Annotated in this window: 24 protein-coding genes; 14 read left to right on the top strand and 10 right to left on the bottom strand. The window is 57.2% G+C overall.

Features of this window, described 5'->3' with window-relative positions; genetic code table 11:
* Positions 1-30: 30 nt before the first annotated feature.
* Positions 31-738: a tryptophan-rich sensory protein gene (locus tag K3757_RS11755; protein ID WP_259995737.1), complete on the bottom strand. Its 708-nt coding sequence runs from the start codon at positions 736-738 to the stop codon at positions 31-33.
* Between the two features lie 63 nt (positions 739-801).
* On the opposite strand from K3757_RS11755, the gene K3757_RS11750 reads away from it, so the two are divergent.
* Positions 802-1,998 (top strand): DUF2235 domain-containing protein, encoded by a 1,197-nt coding sequence (locus tag K3757_RS11750; protein WP_259995736.1) that lies wholly within the window; start codon positions 802-804, stop codon positions 1,996-1,998.
* On the opposite strand, the gene serS is transcribed toward K3757_RS11750, so the two are convergent.
* Entirely contained in the window at positions 1,995-3,287 is a 1,293-nt protein-coding gene (gene serS, locus K3757_RS11745; RefSeq protein WP_259995735.1) for a serine--tRNA ligase, read from the bottom strand. The genes K3757_RS11750 and serS overlap by 4 nt on opposite strands.
* A gap of 205 nt (positions 3,288-3,492) precedes the next feature.
* Here serS and yajC point away from each other — a divergent pair, with 205 nt between their 5' ends.
* The 11 genes from yajC (at position 3,493) to K3757_RS11690 (ending at position 10,829) form a co-directional block, all read left to right on the top strand.
* Positions 3,493-3,771 (top strand): preprotein translocase subunit YajC, encoded by a 279-nt coding sequence (gene yajC, locus K3757_RS11740; RefSeq protein ID WP_259995734.1) that lies wholly within the window; start codon positions 3,493-3,495, stop codon positions 3,769-3,771.
* Positions 3,772-3,802: 31 nt separating this feature from the next.
* Positions 3,803-5,452, top strand: coding sequence for a protein translocase subunit SecD (gene secD, locus K3757_RS11735; protein WP_259995733.1), 1,650 nt, complete (start codon positions 3,803-3,805; stop codon positions 5,450-5,452).
* A gap of 1 nt (position 5,453) precedes the next feature.
* Positions 5,454-6,422: a protein translocase subunit SecF gene (gene secF, locus K3757_RS11730; protein ID WP_259995731.1), complete on the top strand. Its 969-nt coding sequence runs from the start codon at positions 5,454-5,456 to the stop codon at positions 6,420-6,422.
* Complete coding sequence (locus tag K3757_RS11725) at positions 6,415-7,170, top strand: sulfite exporter TauE/SafE family protein (protein ID WP_259995728.1); 756 nt, start codon at positions 6,415-6,417, stop codon at positions 7,168-7,170. Before secF ends, K3757_RS11725 begins: the two co-directional genes overlap by 8 nt.
* 3 nt (positions 7,171-7,173) lie before the next feature.
* Positions 7,174-7,527, top strand: a complete 354-nt coding sequence (locus tag K3757_RS11720) for an Mth938-like domain-containing protein (protein ID WP_259995726.1) — start codon at positions 7,174-7,176, stop codon at positions 7,525-7,527.
* Between the two features lie 5 nt (positions 7,528-7,532).
* Entirely contained in the window at positions 7,533-8,153 is a 621-nt protein-coding gene (gene ccmA / locus K3757_RS11715) for a heme ABC exporter ATP-binding protein CcmA (protein WP_259995724.1), read from the top strand.
* Positions 8,150-8,806: a heme exporter protein CcmB gene (ccmB, locus tag K3757_RS11710; protein WP_259995722.1), complete on the top strand. Its 657-nt coding sequence runs from the start codon at positions 8,150-8,152 to the stop codon at positions 8,804-8,806. The genes ccmA and ccmB overlap by 4 nt, the downstream gene beginning before the upstream one ends.
* 50 nt (positions 8,807-8,856) lie before the next feature.
* A complete protein-coding gene (locus K3757_RS11705) occupies positions 8,857-9,588 on the top strand; it encodes a heme ABC transporter permease (protein WP_259995720.1) in 732 nt (243 codons plus the stop codon).
* The gene (gene ccmD, locus K3757_RS11700; RefSeq protein ID WP_409202545.1) at positions 9,585-9,749 is read left to right on the top strand and encodes a heme exporter protein CcmD; all 165 of its coding nucleotides are present in this window, start codon (positions 9,585-9,587) and stop codon (positions 9,747-9,749) included. Before K3757_RS11705 ends, ccmD begins: the two co-directional genes overlap by 4 nt.
* Positions 9,736-10,275, top strand: coding sequence for a DsbE family thiol:disulfide interchange protein (locus tag K3757_RS11695; RefSeq protein ID WP_259995718.1), 540 nt, complete (start codon positions 9,736-9,738; stop codon positions 10,273-10,275). Before ccmD ends, K3757_RS11695 begins: the two co-directional genes overlap by 14 nt.
* A 161-nt stretch (positions 10,276-10,436) precedes the next feature.
* Positions 10,437-10,829, top strand: a complete 393-nt coding sequence (locus K3757_RS11690) for a hypothetical protein (protein ID WP_259995716.1) — start codon at positions 10,437-10,439, stop codon at positions 10,827-10,829.
* Between the two features lie 116 nt (positions 10,830-10,945).
* Here the strand turns inward: K3757_RS11690 and acnA are convergent, their stop codons facing one another.
* Entirely contained in the window at positions 10,946-13,732 is a 2,787-nt protein-coding gene (acnA, locus tag K3757_RS11685) for an aconitate hydratase AcnA (RefSeq protein WP_259995714.1), read from the bottom strand.
* A 227-nt stretch (positions 13,733-13,959) separates the two neighbouring features.
* Here acnA and K3757_RS11680 point away from each other — a divergent pair, with 227 nt between their 5' ends.
* The gene (locus K3757_RS11680; protein WP_259995712.1) at positions 13,960-14,670 is read left to right on the top strand and encodes a thioredoxin family protein; all 711 of its coding nucleotides are present in this window, start codon (positions 13,960-13,962) and stop codon (positions 14,668-14,670) included.
* On the opposite strand, the gene K3757_RS11675 is transcribed toward K3757_RS11680, so the two are convergent.
* The 7 genes from K3757_RS11675 to K3757_RS11645 all read right to left on the bottom strand — a co-directional run bounded on the left by K3757_RS11675 (position 14,667) and on the right by K3757_RS11645 (position 21,031).
* Positions 14,667-15,566: a lysophospholipid acyltransferase family protein gene (locus K3757_RS11675; protein WP_259995710.1), complete on the bottom strand. Its 900-nt coding sequence runs from the start codon at positions 15,564-15,566 to the stop codon at positions 14,667-14,669. The two genes, K3757_RS11680 and K3757_RS11675, sit on opposite strands and share 4 nt — an antisense overlap.
* A gap of 68 nt (positions 15,567-15,634) precedes the next feature.
* Positions 15,635-16,708, bottom strand: a complete 1,074-nt coding sequence (locus K3757_RS11670) for a flagellar motor switch protein FliG (RefSeq protein ID WP_259995708.1) — start codon at positions 16,706-16,708, stop codon at positions 15,635-15,637.
* Positions 16,709-16,846: 138 nt separating this feature from the next.
* A complete protein-coding gene (locus tag K3757_RS11665) occupies positions 16,847-17,365 on the bottom strand; it encodes a hypothetical protein (RefSeq protein WP_259995706.1) in 519 nt (172 codons plus the stop codon).
* Between the two features lie 114 nt (positions 17,366-17,479).
* Positions 17,480-17,635, bottom strand: a complete 156-nt coding sequence (locus tag K3757_RS11660) for an adenylosuccinate lyase (RefSeq protein WP_259995704.1) — start codon at positions 17,633-17,635, stop codon at positions 17,480-17,482.
* Positions 17,636-17,761: 126 nt separating this feature from the next.
* Positions 17,762-19,066 carry an adenylosuccinate lyase gene (gene purB / locus K3757_RS11655; protein ID WP_259995703.1) on the bottom strand — a complete coding sequence of 435 codons (1,305 nt, stop codon included), beginning with the start codon at positions 19,064-19,066 and terminating at the stop codon, positions 17,762-17,764.
* Between the two features lie 111 nt (positions 19,067-19,177).
* Entirely contained in the window at positions 19,178-20,395 is a 1,218-nt protein-coding gene (locus K3757_RS11650) for a bifunctional alpha/beta hydrolase/OsmC family protein (protein WP_259995702.1), read from the bottom strand.
* A gap of 75 nt (positions 20,396-20,470) precedes the next feature.
* Positions 20,471-21,031, bottom strand: coding sequence for a hypothetical protein (locus K3757_RS11645; RefSeq protein WP_259995701.1), 561 nt, complete (start codon positions 21,029-21,031; stop codon positions 20,471-20,473).
* Between the two features lie 157 nt (positions 21,032-21,188).
* Between K3757_RS11645 and K3757_RS11640 the strand changes: the two genes are divergently transcribed.
* Positions 21,189-22,343 carry a PLP-dependent aspartate aminotransferase family protein gene (locus K3757_RS11640; RefSeq protein WP_259995700.1) on the top strand — a complete coding sequence of 385 codons (1,155 nt, stop codon included), beginning with the start codon at positions 21,189-21,191 and terminating at the stop codon, positions 22,341-22,343.
* The last annotated feature ends 105 nt before the right edge of the window (positions 22,344-22,448 follow it).

Genomic DNA, 22,448 nt, shown 5'->3' with positions numbered 1-22,448 from the left:
CGGAATTCTCAGGAATTCCGGCGATTTCTTTTAGCTGTTGCGCCATGCTTTAAAAGTTGGCCAGATCAGAGCTATTGCACCACCAGCCGCCAACGCAGCAACGGTCGCGTTGCTACCCATGTTATGGACGACAACCGCCACAAGCGCCCAGATAACGGCGATGCCATAGCTGGGTACGCGGCCCAGCTGCGACTGGACTGCCGACGCAATCACCAGCGCCAGAAAGATCGCTGCCAACGCAGCCGTTGTTGCATCCAGATAGCCGTAGCCAGCAGCAAGAAGCCCCAGTGACACACAAGACGCCGCGCTAAGCCATCCTGCATAAAGCCCTACGGGAAGTGACGCATACCAGCGATCGTCTACGGGGCTGCGGAACAATGCCACAAGCGCTGTAATCAGCATCACCCAGATTAGAACCGACGCCCAGATCGGGCTTGCCATAGCTACCGCCAGCCACACACTGCCAACTGCGAGCGAGGGGATAAGGGCCAGTCGCATCGGGTGCCACTGAGCGTCTTCGCGCCGCTTCCACAGGCCAAAACCCAATCCAACGACCAGCCACAGATAGATCACGCCCCAAATCGCAAACGCATAGCCTTCGGGCTGAACCGGAGGCTCGTTTTGCGGAATAGGGAACTGATCGGCGGAAAAACCTCCGAAATCAGGCACAAAGGCGGGGGAGATTGCAAAAAGGATTGCAAAAAGAAACGCTAAAATCGCGGCTGCACTACGTGACATGGGGACCTTTCTGGTCAAAACTGCGGCTTGCTAACCGACATATAGCACAAAGGAATTTTGCCAATGGCACGTATTGCGATTTTTTGCGACGGGACATGGAACAGCCCCACCATGCAACAGCCCACACATGTGGTGCGCCTGTTTCAGAAAACACGGACCAGTAACGCGCAACACACCCGATATTTCGAGGGGGTCGGAACAGGTGGCAGAGAAGTTGGCTTTCTCAGTAAAACCCTGATGAAGCTGGGCGGCGGTGCTTTCGGGTGGGGACTTAACGACAATATCAAACAGGCCTATGCGGCGCTGTGCGACCAGTATGAGGCAGGCGACGAGATTTTCATTTTTGGTTTTTCGCGCGGCGCATATACAGCACGCTCGCTTGCTGGAATGATCCGTAAATGCGGGATAATGGCTGATCCAACACCGGACAAGCTGGACGAAGCGTTCCGCCTGTATCGCAAGCCGGGCCCCGAGAACCACCCCGATGCGCTGCATGTGCTTCAGGCACGGCGCAAGCTATCGCCGCGCTTTGCCACATCACAGGCCGATCTTGACTGGCGCTTGGTCACGCCTTGGCGCAATGATCCTGACCAGATGCATAAAGTGGATATTGCCTATCTGGGGATTTGGGACACGGTCGGCTCACTTGGTATTCCTGCGCCGTTGGTCGGGCCGGTGGCGAACTTGTGGAACAGCAAATACCGCTTTCATGACACAATGCTCAGCTCGATGGTCAGGGCTGCGCGGCATGCTGTGGCACTGGATGAACGCCGCGTGTTTTACCGCCCGGCGCTTTGGGACAATCTGGAGGCGTCCCGCGACGATCCCGGCCTGAATAAGGGGGACCGCAGCCCGACGCGGCCTTATCAGCAGATTTGGTTCACCGGCACTCATGCGATCGTGGGGGGCTCCGCCCCCAAGGCGCGCGCCCTGACGGGGCAATCGTTGCTTTGGATTGCGGAGGGGGCTCAACAGGCGGGGCTGGATATCGATATGCAGGATATTCTGGACCGCGTGCCGGACCCGATGGCCGACAGCCATACGCTCAGCCAGCCGCCCTGGCTTTATACAGTGGCGGGAAATCTGTTGAAGTGGCGCCGTGGGCCGGGACATCCTGTTGACCTGCATGCCAGTGCGGACACCCGGGTTAAAGGGCGGCGCGACTACCGACCGCGCTCGCTCAAGAATCTGATGCCGGACTTGTTTGGCGATGCGCCGGTTGTGAAACCGACGCCGCCGCGCGACGGGCCGCAGCGTTAGGCCAGCGTGCCGTCCGTCTTCAGCGTGGTCTTACCGCCAAGATAAGGGGCAAGAACGTCTGGCAGTACCACGGTGCCGTCCTCTTGCTGGCCATTCTCGAGCACTGCGATCAGGCAACGCCCGACTGCAAGGCCGGAACCGTTAAGGGTATGCACGAACTGTGGCTTGCCACCTTCGGCGGGTTTGAACCGCGCATTCATCCGGCGGGCCTGAAAATCACCCGTGGTCGAGACCGAGCTGATCTCCCGATAGGCGTTCTGACCGGGCAGCCATGCCTCAATGTCATAGGTGCGGCGCGCGCCGAACCCCATGTCTCCGGTGCATAGGATCACGGTGCGGTAAGGCACGCCCAGTTTCTCAAGCAGACCTTCCGCGCAGGCCAGCATACGCTGTTGTTCGGCATCTGATTCCTCGGGCAGGGTGATGGATACCATCTCGACTTTTTCGAACTGGTGCTGGCGCAACATGCCAGACGTATCGCGCCCGGCGCTGCCCGCCTCTGAGCGGAAGCACAGCGTGTGGGCTGTCATGCGGCGTGGCAGATCGGCCGCTTCAAGCGTATCTCCGGCGACAGTGTAGGTCAGCGGCACCTCGGAGGTTGGGACAAGCCACATGCCTTCTTCGGTTTTATAACTATCTTCACCGAATTTCGGCAGTTTGTCTGTGCCATACATAGCTTCGTCACGCACAAGCACAGGGGTATTCACCTCTGTCAGGCCGTTTTCATCAACGTGTGTGTCGAGCATGAATTGCGCCAAAGCGCGATGAATGCGGGCCACGCCACGCTTAAGCATGACGAACCGCGCGCCGGATGTTTTGGCTGCGGTTTCGAAATCCATGGACGCTGCAACGGCTTCGATGTCGTAGTGTTCGCGCGGGGCAAAGTCGAATGATGGCACATCGCCCCAACGCTTGACCTCGACGTTGTCGTTCTCGTCTGCGCCTTGTGGCACATCATCGGCGGGCGCATTCGGGATACGGGCCAGCATATCTGTCAGCTGCGCATCAAGCTCTTTGGCTTCTGCCTGCATGGCAGCCACTTCTGCTTTCTTGTCAGACACAAGGGCGCGCAGGCGTTCGAATTCGGCCTCGTCGCCCTTGGCTTTTGCGGCACCAACTTCTTTAGATGCGGCGTTCTGTTCCGCCTGTGCAGCTTCTGCCGCCTGAATTTTTGACCGCCGCGCTGAGTCCAGCGCAAGGATATCCGAGGACAGCGGAGCATCTCCGCGCAGCGCCAAAGCGGCGTCGAAAGCATCGGGATTTGTCCGAATGGCACGAATGTCATGCATCTGTCTGTCCTTCTTGGAGTGAATCGTGTGGTCCGCGTTATGGCCGATTATTTCATGACAGGGTAGAGGGGCTGTTAAATCTGCTGTCAGGGGCTGCTTTTCGGCATTGCCGCGCCTTGCAAAGCGGCGCATCGGAGCATAGGTTCTGCCGAACTCGCGACACTGGGGAAACGTCCCCGCAAGCCGAACACAAAAGGACCTATCCATGCAAGGCATCCAGCAATTCATCCCGTTGATCCTTATCTTCGGGATCATGTACTTTCTGTTGATCCGTCCGCAGCAGAAAAAGCTTAAGGATCATCAAGCGATGGTTGCAGCCCTGCGTCGCGGCGATCAGGTTGTGACCCAAGGCGGGATGATCGGCAAAGTGGTCAAGGTCAAGGAAGACGGCGAGCTGGAGCTTGAGATTGCCGATGGCGTCAAGGTTCGTGTGATCCAGAGCACCATTGCAACTGTGATCAGCAAGACCGAACCGGCCAAGTAATCCCTAAGCGATAAGACAAAAGGCGGGCGACATGCTCCAGATATCCGTATGGAAACGCATCGCCATCTGGCTGACCTGTGCGGTCGGCCTTTTGCTGGCGATGCCCAATGCGTTCTACAGCCCGGTTGAAAGCCATAATGACGCGGTCAAGGCGATTGAGCTGTCGGGCAGCACACCCGAGCTTGAAGCGCAGCGCGCGCTCTGGCCTGATTTTCTGCCTAACGGGTTGGTTAATCTGGGTCTGGATCTGCGCGGAGGCGCGCATTTGCTAGCCGAAGTGCGCGTTTCAGACGTGTACGATGCCCGCCTTGAGGCCATGTGGCCCGAAGTACGCGATGCACTGCGTGGTCTAACCGCCGTGCGTCGTCAGGAAGCGCCCGCAGGTGAGTTGAAGGTGCGTCTTAACGACACCGACAAGATGGCAGAGGCCCTGTCAATCGTGCGTGGCCTTGCCCAGCCGGTCCAGACCCTTACCGGGGCGGGTGCAAACGATATTGATGTCTCTGGTGATACTGGCGTGATCACCGTTGTTTTGTCCGACGCGGAAAAAAGCGCGACAGATGAGCGGACCATGCAGCAATCGCTTGAAATTATCCGCCGCCGCATCGACGAAGTTGGTACCCGTGAGCCCACGATCCAACGACAAGGCGTGGACCGCATCCTTATTCAAGTGCCCGGTATCGGCTCTGCCGCAGAGCTGAAAGAGATCATCGGCACGACCGCCCAGCTCACGTTTAACCCCGTTGTCCGTCGCACGACGGATGGCGCTGAAAACGCCGGTATCGGCAACAAGACTGTTCCATCGCTGGATGAGCAGGGGCTGTTCTACGTCATCGAAAGCGCGCCTGTCGTAACCGGCGAAGAGCTGGTCGATGCCCAGCCTAGCTTTGATCAGAATGGCGCGCCTGCGGTCAGCTTCCGCTTTAACACGAGCGGTGCGCGTAAATTCGGCAACTATACCGCGGAAAACATCGGTTCTCCTTTTGCGATTGTGTTGGATGACGAAGTCGTCAGCGCGCCAACGATCCAAAGCCATATTGCGGGCGGGTCGGGCATTATCACCGGCAACTTCAACGTAGAGGAGTCGACCCGTCTGGCCGTCTTGTTGCGTGCAGGTGCCTTGCCAGCCAAGCTCGACTTCCTTGAAGAACGCACCATCGGTCCGGAATTGGGACAAGACAGCATCGATGCAGGCAAGATTGCGACGATAGTGGCCTTTGGTGCTGTGCTGTTCTTTATGTGGGCGGCGTATGGTCTGTTCGGTATTTTCGCCAATATCGCGTTGATCATCAACGTTGGTATGATGTTTGGGCTGCTCAGCCTGATCGGCGCTACCCTGACTTTGCCGGGCATTGCGGGTATCGTTTTGACGGTTGGTATGGCTGTTGACGCGAATGTGTTGATCTTCGAGCGGATTCGCGAAGAGCTTTTGACAGCCAAAGGTCCGGCACGCGCCATCGCATTGGGCTATGAAAAAGCGCTTAGCGCCATTCTTGATGCCAACATCACGACCTTCATCACGGCCGTGATTCTCTTTGCCATCGGCTCCGGTCCGGTGCGTGGTTTTGCGATCACGCTGGGTCTTGGTATTATCACGTCGGTTTTCACGGCAATTTACGTAACACGTCTGATGGTGGTCATCTGGTATGAGCGCCGCCGTCCCAAAACGATTGAGCTTTGATATGCGCCTCAGACTTGTAAAACAGAACACGAACTTTGACTTCTTCAGCCGCTGGAAACTCTGGCTGGGTATTTCGGGCATGATGATGGTCGTGGCACTTGTGTCCTTCCTGCTTCAGGGTTTGAACTTCGGGATCGATTTCCGGGGCGGCACGACAATCCGCACCGAAAGCCCGCGCCCCGTTGTGGTCGCTGAATACCGCGATGCCATAGCCACGCTGGGCATTGGTGATGTCACCATCACCGAAGTCTTTGATCCCCAGTTTCGTGACGATCAGAACGTGGCGATGATCCGCATTCAGGCACAGGATGATCAGGAAGCTGTCACAACCGAACTCATCCAGTCTGTTGAGGATGCGCTGTCAGCGGTGCGTCCGGACATCAAGTTTATCTCGGTTGAATCGGTAGGTCCGAAGGTTTCGGGTGAATTGATCAATACTGCGATCATGGCGGTGGTTCTCGCGATCGGGGCCGTGCTGGTTTATATCTGGCTGCGGTTCGAATGGCAGTTTGCGGCTGGTGCAGTATTGGCATTGATCCACGACGTCATCCTGACCATTGGTGTCTTTTCAGAGCTGCAAATCCGGTTTGATCTGGCGATCATTGCGGCGCTGCTGACGATCGTAGGCTATTCGCTTAACGATACGGTGGTGGTGTTTGACCGCGTGCGTGAAAACCTGCGCAAATACAAAAAGCGCCCTCTGAAAGAAGTGCTCAACATTTCCATCAACGAAACGCTGAGCCGGACTTTCATGACCTCGATGACCACTCTGCTGGCGTTGATCGCTTTGTTCGTACTGGGCGGCGATGTGATCCGTGGCTTCGTCTTTGCCATGATCTGGGGCGTTATTGTGGGTACATATTCCTCAATCTTCGTGGCCTCGGCCGTGTTGCTGTACTTTGGCGTAAAACGCGATTGGTCCAAGCCCGATGCCAATGCTGGCAACCAGTTCGCGAACATTGATGCCTGACATACTGGCCGCAGCCCCTGCAACACAGGGGCTGCTTTGGCTGGTATTGGCGGTTTGTATTGCAGGCCTTGTGCGCGGGTTTGCGGGCTTTGGGTCCGCGATGATCATTATGCCTGCGGCGAGCAGCGTCTTATCCCCGGTTGAGGCGATCATTTTTACAATCACGACAGAGCTGCTGGGCCCGCTGCCCAACGCACGCGCGGCATGGCGGGCAGGTAGCCTTGCTGACATCCGGCTTTTGCTTGTCGGCGCGGCTCTGGCCCTGCCGCTTGGTATCTGGATACTTAGCCTTATGGATCCGACCCGCTTTGGCTGGATCGTTTCGGCGTGCGTTCTGGTGCTGTTGGGATTGATGGTATCCGGCTGGAGATTGCGTGGCGCTCTGACACGGAAGCTGACCCTGTTTACCGGCGGTTTGGGCGGGTTCATGGCGGGTTTTGCAGGTCTTCCCGGGCCGCCTGTGATCATGCTTTATATGGCAAGCACGCTGCCAGTAGCTGTGATCCGCGCCAATTTCCTGCTGTATCTACTTGCTATTGATTTGATGCTGTTCGCCGCATTCTGGTTGTCGGGCATGATGAACTGGTCGGTCGCGCTGCTTGGGCTGCTGGTGGGCATTCCGAATGTGATCGCAAACATGATCGGGGCGCGGCTTTTTGACCCATCAGCAGAGCGGATTTTTCGCATCGTGGCCTATCTCGTCATAGCTGTATCGGCTACGGTTGGGCTGCCCCTATGGAAAGGATGAACCATGCGTTTGAATGAGATCGTCTTTAACGATGCCAAGCCCGTCGAGGGGTATGGCCCCGGATTTTTCCGCATTGGTGGCCAGGTTATTCACGGTCCGGTAATTGCCGCACCCTCTGGTACGCAAACGTGGGGCGGGCTGGACGACATTGAAGCACTTGAAGCGCTGATTGCGCAAAGCGATGTGATCTTTATTGGTACAGGCGCTGAAATCGCTCACCTGCCCACAGGTCTGCGCGCGCAGCTCGAAGAAGCGGGCGTGGGGGTTGAGACAATGTCATCTCCGGCGGCGGCGCGGACGTATAATGTTCTGTTAAGCGAGGGGCGCCGTGTCTCTCTTGCCATGTTGCCGGTCTGAGGCGCATGGGTCTGCGATTGACCAATGTTGCTGTTGCGCGGGGGGGCGTCCCTGTTCTTAGCGGCGTTTCATTCACCCTTGCGGCTGGCAAGGCGCTGATTTTGCGCGGGCCGAACGGGTCTGGCAAAACGACGCTGTTGCGCACAATCGCTGGCCTGCAACCCGCTTTGAGCGGCCATATCGAAGGCGCAGCAGATACGGTGGCATATGCGGGGCACGCAGACGGACTTAAGGCGATGCTAACCGTGGCAGAAAACCTGACTTTCTGGGCGGCTGTCTATGGCCACCATGATATTGAACCGGCGCTGAAGGCTTATACCTTGGGTCCTTTGAGGGACCGCCTGACGGGGACGCTTTCTGCAGGGCAGAAACGGCGTGCAGGTCTTGCGCGGTTGATGGTCACCGGCCGCCCGATCTGGGTGCTGGATGAGCCGACTGTATCGCTTGATGCGGATGCAGTCGGGCTGTTTGCAAATGCCGTGCGCAATCATCTGGGGGCAGGCGGCATGGCGCTGTTGGCCACCCACATCGATCTGGGGCTAAGCGACGCTCAGGTATTGGATGTGACCCCTTTACGCGCACAAGCAAGTGAGATGCACGGCGCCAGCGACGAGGCATTTTTGTGATCGCCCTGTTGATCCGTGATCTGCGACTTGCCTTTCGTGCAGGCGGAGGCTTTGGCCTTGGACTTGCGTTTTTTCTGATCCTTGTGGTGTTGGTACCGTTCAGCGTGGGGCCGCAAAGCGCGCTGCTGTCTTCTATCGCGCCGGGTGTCTTGTGGCTTGGGGCGCTTCTGGCGTGTCTGCTGTCACTTGATCGCTTGTTGGCGCTGGATTTTGAGGACGGCACGCTGGACGTTCTGGCAACCGCACCGCTGCCGTTGGAAGCCGCGCTCGCGGTCAAAGGGCTTGCGCATTGGATCACAACCGGCCTGCCTTTGGTCTTGGCTGCGCCTTTCCTTGGCGTGCTGTTGAACCTGCCACCAGAGGGTTTCGTCTGGCTGGTCGTATCCTTGTTGCTTGGCACGCCAGCACTGTCGATGATCGGCGCTTTTGGTGCGGCATTGACCGTTGGAATCAAACGTGGCGGTTTGCTAATGTCGCTATTGGTGCTGCCGCTCTATGTTCCAACTCTTATATTCGGGGCAGAGGCCGCGCGGCGTGGCGCGGTCGGTATGGCGGTGGACACACCGCTGTTGCTGCTGGCAGGTATCAGCCTTGGATCGGTCGCATTGCTGCCTTTCGCGGCTGCTGCTGCCCTGCGGATGACAATCAGGTGAGCGCACCGTTCCCCATTGAGCCTTCTTTCACGGAGTAATAGATACCTCTTATGTCACTTTGGAAATATGCAAATCCGGTCAAGTTTCTGGCTCTTAGCGCGCGCGTGCAGCCCTTTGCATGGGCGGCTGCGGCGCTCGGTATTCTCATCGGGCTTGGCTGGGGCTTTTTCGGCACGCCGGATGACTTCCGTCAGGGCTCAACCATCAAGATCATCTATATTCATGTGCCCGCCGCATGGATCGCGATCAACGCATGGATCATGATGTTGATTGCATCCCTGATTTGGTTGGTCCGGCGTCATCACGTCAGCGCCCTTGCAGCAAAAGCAGCTGCGCCAGTGGGGCTGGTCATGACTGTGATCGGGCTGGTGACGGGGGCTGTCTGGGGCCAGCCGATGTGGGGGACATGGTGGGCGTGGGATCCGCGCCTGACCTCGTTTTTGATCCTGTTTTTGTTCTATCTGGGCTATATCGCGCTTTGGGAAGCCGTCGAGGACCCTGATACCGCCGCCGATCTGACGTCCGTTCTGTGTCTGGTCGGGTCTGTCTTTGCTCTGATGTCACGCTATGCGGTCCTGTTCTGGAGCCAGGGTCTGCATCAGGGGGCGACACTGAGTCTGGATAAAGAAGAGAACATCTCGGATGTATTTTGGCAGCCGCTGGTGCTGTCGATTGCAGGGTTCACCCTGTTGTTTCTTGCGCTTGTGCTTTACCGCACGGGGACCGAAATCGCGCTGCGCCGGACGCGCGCGCTTAACGTAAGACTGGATAAGGCAGTATGATGCCCGAGCTTGGAAAATACGCGACCGAAGTCCTAAGCGCTTATGGTATTACTCTTTTGCTGATGCTGGCGCTGTTGGTGCAAACTTTGCGCCGGGGGGCCAAGGCACGGGCAGCCTTGCGGCAAGCAGAACAGGAGACTGCGCGTCATGGCAAAAATTAGTCCGCTGATGATCGCACCGCCGCTGATCTTTGCGGCCTTTGTCGGATTGGCCTTTGTTGGCATGTACCGCGAAAATCCCGAAGGTCTGCCTTCGACACTGGTGGGACAGACGGCACCGGGTGTGCCCGAACGTGCGCTGCGCAATTTCCCGCAAGCGACCCAGGACATGCTGGCGGGTGGGGAAGTGACGTTGGTCAACTTCTGGGCCAGCTGGTGCCCCCCGTGCCGTGCCGAACACCCAAAGCTATTGGAGATGGAGGCAAACGGGATCGACATCGTGGGCATCAACTTCAAGGACACCGAGGCTGCCGCGACCAAATACCTGCGCGATGATGACAACCCGTTCATCGGGATCGGTTTTGACCCCCAAGGCCGCACCGCCATTGACTGGGGCGTCACTGCCCCGCCCGAGACATTTATTCTGGATGCTGACGGAAAAATCCTGTTCCGCTTCGCAGGCCCTTTGATCGGGAGCGATTATGAGCAGCGGTTCTTGCCAGCTCTGAAGGCAGCTCAGGGAAACTGATTCTGCCATTCGACGCAGGACCTCGAAAGCGTGAGGTTCACTCCTCTGGCGAATGACAGCTATGCGGACTTTGCTGCCGTTCCGATACGTTTATTCAATGACCGCTTTGTTAAGGTGAATGCAAAGTTGCGATCATTGCCTTGGTCCGACATTATAGCAAAATGCATGATTTGACGCCTTGGAAAATTAGACCAGAGAACACGCATTCAGAGCGATTATTGGCGCTCGCACATTGCGTTTTCAACATGCACTACATCACTGAACATCACGCTTCTGAGGGGCCAATCAAGACCTTTGACAACAAGTGTGCAAGTGATCTTGAAAGGGCTGCCCGCGTTCTTGTTCAGTCTGGTTTTACCAACTTCATAGATGACATCGGCAGGCGAAGCGTCTTTGTGTGTTCACCTGCCGATTTTGAAAAGATTGCCTATGGTGAAGACGCGCGTCGCGTGGGTGTTGAAGAGGTATGCGAGGCGGTTCAGTGGTTGGCGGAAGGCCTCTTCAGGTCGAGCGAAGAAATTGACTATCTGGCGAGTTTGATCAAGCATCGATAGCGGACCTACATGATGGACGCAGCATCGTGCAAAGTGGGCTCAAAGCAGACCTTGGACAAAAAAAGCCCCTGCTGAACCCATCAGCAGGGGCTTTTGATCTTCACAGTCGCGTGTCGTTACTCTGCAGCGACACTCTTATTGGCCAGATCGCGCAGAACGTAGTGCAGAACGCCTCCGTGTTCGATGTACTCAATCTCGATCGCGGTATCGATGCGGCACTTGAGCGTGATCTCTTTGACCGTACCGTCGGCCATTGTGATCGTGCATGGCACTTCCTGAAGCGGCTTGATCGTGTCCAGACCGGAAATGCTGACGGTTTCTTCGCCTGTCAGACCCAGTGACTTACGTGTGTCACCGTTGGTGAATTCGAACGGGATAACACCCATGCCAACAAGGTTAGAGCGGTGAATACGCTCGAAGCTTTCCGCGATCACAGCCTTTACGCCCAGCAGGGCAGTGCCCTTGGCCGCCCAGTCACGGCTAGACCCTGCGCCGTATTGTTCGCCACCAAAGATAACCAGCGGTGTGCCAGCTTCTTGATGCGCCATAGCGGCATCAAAGATGGACGTCTGTTCGCCGCCCGGGCCCTTGGTGTAGCCGCCTTCAACGCCGTCCAGCATCTCGTTCTTGATGCGGATGTTGGCGAAGGTGCCGCGCATCATGACTTCGTGGTTGCCGCGGCGCGAACCGTAGGAGTTGAACTCGCGCACAGGGACCTGACGCTCAATCAGATACTGACCGGCAGGCGTTGTTTCCTTGAACGAACCAGCAGGGGAGATGTGGTCGGTTGTGATCATGTCGCCAAGGATCGCAAGAACCTTTGCGCCTTCGATGTTGGTGATGACGCCCGGGTCTTTGCTCATCCCCTGGAAGTAGGGCGGGTTCTGAACATAGGTTGATGCAGCAGGCCAGTCATAGGTCTTGGCATCTGTTGTCTCAACGCCCTGCCATTTTTCGTCGCCTTTGAAGACATCCGCGTATTTGGTCTGGAATGCTTCGCGTGTGACGGTTTTTTCAACCAGTTCGGCCACTTCTTGTGTCGTGGGCCAGATATCGCGCAGGTAGACGTCATTGCCGTCTTTGTCCTGACCCAGCGGGCTGTTTGTCATGTCGTGGTTCATGTCACCGACAAGCGCATAAGCAACAACCAGAGGAGGCGAGGCCAGATAGTTGGCGCGCACATCAGGGCTGATGCGACCTTCAAAGTTGCGGTTGCCGGACAGGATCGAGGTGCCGATCAGGTCATAGTCGTTGATCGCCTTGCTGATCGAAGGCTCCAGCGGGCCGGAGTTACCGATACAGGTCGTGCAACCGTAGCCAACAAGGTTGAAGCCGATCGCATCCAGATCGTCCTGAAGCTCGGCCGCTTCGAGGTACGCGGATACCACCTGAGAACCGGGGGCGAGCGATGTCTTGACCCAAGGTTTGCGGGTCAAGCCCAGTTCGCGCGCCTTGCGGGCAACAAGACCAGCACCGATCATCACGTAAGGGTTGGATGTGTTGGTGCAGGACGTGATGGATGCAATGACGATGGAACCGTCGTGCAGCTGGTAGTGGCCATCGTCGGTCATGACATAACCACGGTTGTGGTGACCTTCGTCTCCCGGAATGTCCTCTGGCTCTGGCTGGCCGCCTTCACCTTCCCAGCGCACTTCGGACGCTTTGCTGGCGTCTTTGCCTTCGCGTACACCTTTGACGTAATCGGCAAATGCGGTGTGAGCAGAAGTCAGTGCAATGTAGTCCTGTGGACGCTTGGGGCCGGAGATGGCAGGCACGATTGTGCCCATATCAAGCGACAGCGTGTCTGTGTAGATTGGCGCATAGTCATCGCCGCGCCACATGCCGTTCTCTTTGGCGTAAGCTTCGACCAGAGCAATGCGGTCTTCGTCGCGGCCGGTAGTGCGCAAGTAGCGCAGCGTTTCGCCGTCAATCGGGAAGAAGCCACATGTTGCGCCGTATTCTGGTGCCATGTTTGCGATTGTGGCACGGTCTGCCAGTGGCAGGTGATCCAGACCTTCGCCGTAGAATTCAACGAATTTGCTGACCACGCCTTTTTCGCGCAGCATCTCGACCACTTTCAGAACCAGATCGGTACCGGTGGTGCCTTCCATCATGCGGCCTGTCAGCTCGAAACCCACAACTTCGGGGATCAGCATCGAGATCGGCTGACCCAGCATCGCGGCCTCGGCTTCGATACCGCCAACACCCCAGCCCAGAACGGCCATGCCGTTGACCATTGTCGTGTGGCTGTCTGTACCTACAAGCGTATCAGGGTAGGCGACTTCGACACCGTCTTGGTCTTTGTCCGTCCAGACAGTCTGTGCCAGATACTCAAGGTTAACCTGATGGCAGATGCCGGTGCCCGGGGGCACAACGCGGAAGTTGTTGAATGCTTTCTGACCCCATTTCAGGAATGTGTAGCGCTCCATGTTGCGCTCATATTCGCGGTCGACGTTCATCTGGAACGCACGCGGGTTGCCGAACTCGTCGATCATGACGGAGTGGTCGATGACCAGATCGACAGGGTTCAGCGGATTGATCTGATCCGCGTCGCCACCAAGCGCCACAAGACCGTCACGCATCGCGGCGAGGTCAACAACAGCTGGTACGCCGGTGAAATCCTGCATCAGAACGCGGGCAGGGCGGTAGGCAATCTCACGCGGGTTCTTGCCGCCCTTGGCGCCCCATTCGGCGAAAGCTTTGATGTCGTCGACGGTGACTGTTTTGCCATCCTCAAAACGCAACATGTTCTCAAGAACAACCTTGAGCGCGGCGGGAAGCTTGGAAAAGTCACCCAGACCAGCAGCCTCAGCAGCAGGAATCGAGTAATAGGCGATGGATTGATCGCCTGATTTGAGTGTTTTACGGGTTTTGGCAGTATCCTGACCGACGATGATAGTCATATGTGGCTCCGAATAAGGGGTTGGCTACAGGTCGAACTTGGGGTCTGAATGGCCTATATCCACGCAGTTTTCAACCGAAATCACGGCAATTGTATACCGTTGTACACCAAAATTTCCACAATTCCGCCACAGCCGCTGATTACACAGCCTCTCTCGAAACCTTGATTGGTTATTTCATTGGCTGGGCCTTACCAATGGAGAGACTTCATTAATACGATTGGAATCACATGTACCGAGCCGTGAACATCCTGACAGCGGGCCTTTTGGCTGCTGGTTCAAGTTTTTCCACAGCAGCACTGGCCGAACAGCGCCCCGTGGTGGTTGAGCTGTTCACCTCGCAGGGCTGTTCAAGCTGCCCGCCGGCCGATGCGATTTTCAGCGAGCTGGGAGAGCGCGATGACGTCATCGCAATTGCCCTGCATGTTGATTATTGGGACTATATCGGATGGAAGGATGAGTTCGGCGATCCAGCACATGCCAACCGGCAACGTGCCTACGCCGCCAAAGCCGGGCGTCGGTCAATCTACACGCCCGAGACCATTGTAAACGGCCAGACCGATATCGTCGGGGCCAAGCCTATGGTGCTGTCCAAAGCGATTGCATCCTATAAGGAGGCCGGCGTACGCATGCGTCTGGATGTCGAGCGTGCGCAGGGGCAGGTGCAGATCAGTGGAACGGTGCCTTCAGGCACGGTCTCTGCGATGGAGGTACACATGCTTCATGTCATTCCGTCGCATGTCAGCAAGATTACCCGGGGCGAGAACCGATCCAAGACGATCGAATACACCAATATCGCCCAAGACATGAAAACGGTGGCAACGTGGGATGGAAAAAGCCCACTAAACCTATCACTGGAAGCATCCAGCGATCAGCCATTGGTAATTTTGGTGCAAGAAGCAGGCGCAGGCCCGATCGTTGCGGCAGCCCGTATCGATTAGGCCTTTGGCCGCCAACGACGGTGAACCCAAAACCATTGGCCCGGGTCGGCCTTTACCCGTTCCGCCAAACTATCGCTTAGTGCTTGGGTCATGGTCATTGCGTCAGTGGCTGGAATGGGTGCTTCAATAACTGTCTCGAAGCTTAGCCCGTCTGGCTGCCGGATACCGTAAAACGGGATCAATAATGCATCGTACCGCAAGGCGAGCTCTGCCGCCGAGATCGCGGTGTTCGCAGGCTGACCCAGAAAATCAAACAAGGGTGCTTTAAACACGTGCTGGTCAAACAGCAGCACTAGTTGTCCACCTTCTTTCAGGTGGCGCACAAAACCTGCGGTGCCACGACGACCTTGGGGGAAGACAGGGCCCCCGAAGGCCTCCATCGTCTTGACGTAATGGGCATTGAAATATGGATTCTTCATATTGCGGTAGAGCCCGCCAATGTTAAGCCCCCGTGCCACCAGCGCTGCGCGCGTCGCCTCATAGTTTCCGTAATGGCCGCTGACCAGAATGACGGGTTTGCCATGTGCGACCGCTTCTTCCAGCGGTCCAACGCCCGCGCCAGTCAGCTGGTTTGTGGCCATCCGCTCCGGAAAGTCATCGGCAGAGTAGTTTTCAATGAAAGTGCGCCCCACGTTGTTGAGGCATCGCGACGCGATCTTTTGCCTTTCATCGGCAGGCATGTCAGGCCAGATCAGCGCCAGATTATCGAGCGCCCGACGACGGTAACCTGCAAGCGGTCCGATTGCGTACTGCACCACCGCGCCCATCATCCGGACGCGCATCGCGTAGGGCAGAACCAACATCAGCCGGATCAATCCCACGATGACCAGATTGCTTAGATAGTGGCCCATCGTGCGCGCAAAGCCGGTTTTCTTTGAGGGGGAAGATGCGGACATAGGTTCCTGTTCAATATCACGTGGCCTTCAGACATAGTCCCAAGGCCGCGGTGCAACAAGGGGCGGTATCAGTCCTCCTCCTCTTCCTCGGGCTGGACCAAGACCAGATCGCCGCGGTTTTCCATGTCGCGGATGACGGCAACAATGGCCGACATCGCCTCATCCCCGTCAGACATTTTTATTTTGCCAGCCTCCGCAATATCTTCGCGCAATTGGTCTGCCATGCGGCCTGACATGTTCTCAAAGATAAAGTCACGCGAAGCACCGAACCCGATAGCCTCAGAAGCGGCCATCGCTGTGATGAGTGCGTCACCGTCAACTTCGCGCAGAACGCGTGGAATGTCGCGCGGCGCGATGCGCGCTGCGATATTTCCGAAGGTGAAGATCGTCTTGCGAACAGCATCAGCGAGCACCTGATCGGTCTCTTCCAGACCTGTCAGCACATCATCACGGGTGGGTGTCGAGGAAGAGTTGAGGATTGCCCCCAACCGCTCTGCCGCGCCGGTGTCAAATGCGGGCACCTTTTGCTCGTCCAACTGGGCGGCCAAGGACAGGCCAATACGGTCAACAGCATCTGGCGTAACATCACTTGTCAGAGAGACCGCATAGGTGATGCGCCGCGCTTCCGGCCCCGAAAGCCGACCAAGCAAGCCCGCAGCTACTGGAATATCCAGTTTTGACAGCAGTACAGCGGCAACTTCGGTGCTTTCGGACGCGATGATGTCATGCAGTTCTTGTTCCGACAGGGCGCGCAGACGTTTCCAAGGGTCACCTGCGGCGCGCACGCCCGCCTCTTTGCGCAAACGCGCTGCCGTTTCGCGACTGATCCGACCGTCCAGCGCATCCAGTGCCCCGGCAATGCCGCCCGGAAAAGAAAGGCCGATGGAATCAAGCGCCTCTGTGAACTCATCTACCACTGAGGCGAGGGTGACACGGTCTACAACCCGCATCGCACCCATCTGATGTGTGAGCTGTGCCTGCAATTCGGCGGGCAATTCTTCCAACGGTATGTCCGCCCCTTCGTTGATCAATAGCCGCACGACAATCGCAGCTTTCGCGCGTTTGCTCAGCGATGGCTGCGGAATGATCCGCGAAATCGGATGGGCATTGGATGTAGCGGAGAGGGAGGCAAGTTCGTTCATCGGCGCCGATCTTTGTGAAAGGAGGATGACACAGGTATCGGGGCTAAAAGTAAAAAATGGCTGAAGCCACTGAGGGTTCGAACAAAAAACGGCGCAGCCGCAGGGCTACGCCGTCTGGAATGGCTGGAAAATGTATTGTTACCAGTCGATAGGGCGTCCTGTCGCGATGGCGGTGCGCAGGGATGTTTCGGCCCAAGTCCCTGTGCCACCATGCGCGCGGATCTTGTGCAGTTGTTCAAGTGCTGCAGCGATATTTCCGTCCGCTACAAAACCCTGTCCCATATAGGCACGTGCCAGAACGTTGCCGGGGTTTTTGTTCAATGCGCGGCCGTAATATTCCATCGCGGCTTCGGCGTGGCCCATCTTGCGGTTGGTGAAGCCCATGTAGGTCAATGTGCGGTCATCGTCTGCAGGCATTTGCGCTAGCAGTACCTGCGCATCGGCATAGCGCCCATCATAGGAAAGCGCGCGCACTTCTTGGTAAAGCGCATCGGTGTCAAGCGTATGGCCATTCGTACTGACGCAGCTTTTTGTCTTCTTGTCATAAACAAAGCCGCTTTCACATTTCGGCTTTTTGGGGGGCGCGGGTTCTTCGCTATTCGCCAAAGCAGCGACTGGAAGACAGAAGGCGAGGGCCGAAGCCAACAGAAAACGCATGATAAAGGATACTCCGGAAAACACTGATATTTGATACTCAAGACGAAGTCGCGCGCGCAAAAGGAAACAGTCTACACGCACGACCCGATAGGAACGGTTGGCGGCTGCATGCCTTTAGGTAGTGGTTTCGACACAGCTGTTGCTGTCGGCGTCATAAACGGTACCGGCCCCGCAGGACATCGCTTGTTTGTCATAGTTGCAGCCTGCCGCAAAGCCCATCACAGGCAGCAGAACCAAGGCAGCGGTAGAAAGTGCAATCTTCATTCTCATGTCCATTACTCCTTTTTTGACATTGACCAAGGGTAACGCGAAACGGCGCGATTTCAAAAGAAATCGCGCCGTTCGTCAATTTGCCGCATCACAATCTTGCGAGATGATGCCGGGTTTGCGCAATAATCAGGCGCCAAAAACCCTCTTGAAGATCGTATCGACATGTTTGGTGTGGTAGCCCATGTCGAATTTCTCTTCGATTTCTTCAACGCTTAGGGCTGCCAGAACATCTTCGTCGGCCAGCAGTTCGGTTTTGAAATCCTTGCCGTCATCCCAAACCTTCATCGCATTGCGCTGGACCAGCTTGTAGCTGTCTTCCCGGCTTACACCTGCTTGGGTCAGGGCCAGCAGCACGCGCTGTGACATCACCAGGCCGCTGAACTTGTTCATGTTGGCCAGCATGTTGTCGGGATAGATTAGCATCTTGTCGATCACGCCAGTCAGGCGGTGCAGGGCGAAATCCAAAGTGATTGTCGTATCGGGACCGATCGCACGTTCGACAGAGGAGTGAGAAATGTCACGCTCGTGCCACAGGGCCACGTTTTCCATGGCTGGAATAACGGCCATGCGGATGGTGCGCGCCAAACCTGTCAGGTTTTCGGTCAGCACAGGGTTTTTCTTGTGCGGCATCGCAGAGGAGCCTTTTTGACCAGCAGAGAAGAACTCTGCGCCTTCCAGCACTTCGGTGCGCTGCATGTGGCGGACTTCGGTCGCGACGTTCTCGATTGAGCTGGCGATCACGCCGAGGCAGGCGAAGAATGCGGCGTGGCGGTCACGCGGGATAACCTGCGTGCTGATCGGCTCTGGTGTGAGGCCCAGCTTTTCGCAGACGTGCTCTTCGATGGCGGGGTCGATGTTGGCGAATGTGCCAACCGCACCCGAGATTGCGCCGGTTGCGATTTCTTCGCGCGCTGTTTTCAGGCGGCGCATGTTGCGGTCCATCTCGGCGTAGAAACGCGCGAATGTCAGACCCATTGTTGTCGGCTCTGCGTGGATGCCGTGGCTGCGGCCCACGCGTACAGTGTCTTTATGCTCAATCGCGCGACGTTTCAGCGCGGCCAGAAGCAGCTCCATATCTGCGATCAAAATGTCAGCGGCGCGGGTCAGCTGCACGTTAAAGCAGGTATCAAGCACGTCGGAGGAGGTCATGCCCTGATGCACAAACCGCGCTTCGTCGCTGCCTACATGCTCTGCAAGATGCGTCAGAAAGGCGATAACATCATGCTTGGTGACGGCTTCGATCTCGTCGATGCGGGCCACGTCGAATTCTACGTCTTTGGCTTTCCAGACGGCATCAGCGTTGGCGCGCGGGATCACACCGATATCGGCCATGGCATCACAGGCGTGCGCCTCGATCTCGAACCAGATGCGGAACTTGGTCTCTGGAGACCAGATTGAAACCATTTCGGGGCGGGAATAACGGGGGATCATTGGCACACCTTTTTGTGACACTGCAAGGGACACAGGGCCAATAGACCGATGTCGCGCCGAGAACAAGGTGCGTGGCGCTTCCAAAGCAGCGAACCAGCCGTGCGGCAGCGTCTATTCGACAAGTGCGGTGTGAATTTCCGACGTTCGCTCCAGCGTTCGGTGCACCGGGCAACGGTCTGCGATTTCCAGCAATCTGGTTCTTTCCTCGGGGCTTAGAGCGCCTCCAGTCAGGGTGATTAGGCGGTTAAATCTGTCGATTTTCTCACCTGAGCCTGTTGCAGCGTCCTGTGCGTGCACTTTGTCATGGCTGACATCAACGCGGACATGTTCCAGTGGCCATCCCTTGCGCCGTGCATACATGCGGATGGTCATAGAGGTGCAGGCACCAAGGCTTGCTGAAAGAAACCCGTAGGGAGACATCCCCATATTGGTCCCACCATAGGCCAGTGGTTCATCCGCGACCAAATGCACATGGGTGCCAGAGGAAATATCTTGCAGAAAGCCGTCAGGATCGGCCTCTGACACACGCACGATGCCTTCGGGGGTGCCGACGGGCGGCGCGGGCAGGGGAAGATGGATATAGCGCGCTGCCCATGAAGCAATCACATTGGCAGCATATTCCGCGTCCTCGGCTCGCGTGATCAGGTGGTCTGCATTGTCGAGCGAAACAAAGCTTTTGGGGTGTTTCGCAGCCATGAAAATCTGCGCGGCACTGTCCACGCTGACGACTTCGTCCAGCGGCCCGTGCATCACCAAAAGGGCGGTTTTAAGGTGGCTCAATACATCGCCCAATGCACCGTTGCCGGTATCTTCGATGAAGGATTTTCCGATGGTAAAGCTGCGTCCGGCCAGATCGACCTGCGCAGCGCCATCGCGGGCGATTTGCGGCAAAGCATCCGCGAAGTGCTGGGTCACATGGGCCGGATCAAAGGGCGCGCCGATCGTGACCACTGCCTTGATACCGTCAAGCTGGCTTGCAGCTTTGATCACCGCAGCCCCGCCCAGCGAATGACCGATCAGCAGGCTTGGCGGCATACCTTCCTGCGCTGCCCAAGTGGCGGCACAGACCAAATCATCGACGTTACTGGTGAAGGAGGTGTTGGCGAACTCACCCTCCGAATGGCCCAAGCCGGTAAAGTCAAATCGCAAGACGGCAATGCCCATGGCTGCCAGCCGTGCGGCGATGCGGCGCGCGGCCGCGATATCCTTTCCACAGGTGAAACAATGCGCAAAAAGCGCTGTCGCCAGATGTGGACCGGCAGGCATATCCAGCCGAGCGGCCAGTTGCGCGCCGTCATGACCGGGAAAAGAGACGCGCTTTACTGGCATGGGATAAAATCCTTCTATTTATTCTATGACCCCGCGTTCGGGGGATGGACGGGATCATGCGGTATGCCGCAAACCCTATGACGCTCTGTAGATCATGACATCAGGTGCGGCTTCGACTTTGCGGATGAACGTGGCGTAGGTCTGCTTGATGCGGGCGAGAGTGTCTTCACTCTCCCGCTCTTCGGGGCGCGTTGCGCGCGCGCGGTAAGGTTGCACATATAGATGCTGTCCGAAAAAGGTATTCAAGATCTGAAGGTTATCATGCAAGCTTTCGTATCTGACGCAAATACAGTCAAAGGGCTGCCGTTGCGTCCAGGCATCGAACATCTTTTCGTATCCCAACAGGTCCTCGACATAGATATCGGCCTCGTCGGGGGAAATGTCTTCTACACCGCAATTCTTGAAATGCCCCGCAGACCAGCGGTTGTGCCGCGTTGAAATGACGGATGCAACAGGGTCCCCGAACAGGAATATCGCCTTTGTGATCCCGGCCAATTCCTGCGGCGCCCGGGTGTGGGTCTTGACGATGGGGCCGTCGTAATCCTTTGGCGTCGTTCCGCCCCTCGGAAGGCCTGCGAGCGCGCGAAAGGTCATAGTCGTGCCACTTCTCGGAATTCCCGCGACTGCGATTTTCATTGACCGTTCTCCTGTTCCATATCTGCAATCTGGCGCAGCTGCCGCACCAGCACAAGGGACGAACACATGGCTCACGTCGGTGTGAGAAGTGTTTGCACAGCGCGTACACCAGACGTACACCGAGCGTACACACCCATGTCAAATGAAAGCCTCTGTCATGTCTCCAAGACCGTCCCACACCCTTCGTCCTGCCACTGTTGCCGCACAGGCAGGCGGGCTGCTGGATGACGCAACCGGTGGTGTCGTGCCACCGATTCACCCCGCAACAACTTTTGTACGCGACGAAAGCTATGTGCCGGCGGTGGACGGCAATGTCTATTCGCGTTCCCATGCGCCCAACGGGCGGATGGTCGAAGGGGTGCTGGCGCAACTGGAAGGCGCGCAGGAGGCGATGGTCTTTCCCTCTGGCATGGCGGCAGTAGCGGCGGTCTTCCGCACGTTGCCTGCTGGTGCCAGCGTTCTGGTGCAAAGCCAGATTTACTGGGGTACCACAGCGTGGATTCGTGCCTTTTGTGACCGCAGGGATATCACCTTGATCGAGATCGAGGCGGCAGACACAGACGCTTTTGCACAGGCCTGCGCCGACCATAAACCAGCCCTTGCATGGATCGAGACGCCTTCGAACCCGTGGTTGCGGATTGTGGATATTGCCGCTTGCGCGCAGGCTGTACATGCCGCCGGTGGTTTGCTGATCGCCGATATGACAACCTCTACGCCTGTGCTGACACGCGCCGTGTCCTTCGGGGCCGATATCGTCATGCACTCTGCAACCAAAGGGCTGAACGGACATTCCGATGTGCTGGCAGGTGCGCTGGCCTGTGCGGACGCAAATAGCGAAATCTGGCAAGCCATTCGTGCCGACCGTGATATGGCGGGCGCCGTGCTTGGTCCGTTCGAGGCGTGGCTGCTGCTGCGCGGTATGCGGACCCTGCCACTGCGGGTTGAGCGGATGTCATCGAACGCGCAGACACTGGCGTTATATCTGTCGGACCATCCGGCGGTCGAGGCCGTGCTTTACCCCGGTTTGCCATCTCACAAGGGGCATGATCTGGCCTGCACCCAGATGAAAGGTGGCTTCGGCCCGCTGTTGTCATTCGTGGTGAAAGGCGGCGCTGAGGCGGCATTGGCCGCGACTGCGCGCCTTCAGCTTTTCCACCGTGCAACATCTCTTGGTGGTGTCGAAAGCCTTGTTGAACACCGCCACACCATCGAGCCGCATACAGGTATTCCAGAGGGGCTGCTGCGCCTGTCGGTTGGCATCGAAGATGCGGGCGATCTGGCAGACGATCTGGGCCAAGCGCTGGGGCAGTAAAGGTCGGCAATAACGCATGACATGCAGGGCCATGTTCCTGAATGTCAAAGCTGGAGGCGGGCCCGTCAGGCCTTGGGAATGTGCAGACGCTTGCGGCGTGCCGCC

Origin of the sequence: Sulfitobacter sp. S223 (assembly GCF_025143825.1) — a bacterium.
In the GTDB taxonomy this organism is placed as follows: domain Bacteria; phylum Pseudomonadota; class Alphaproteobacteria; order Rhodobacterales; family Rhodobacteraceae; genus Sulfitobacter.
Note: the sequence above shows the minus strand (reverse complement) of the source record. Positions and strands in the feature narration are given on the sequence as shown.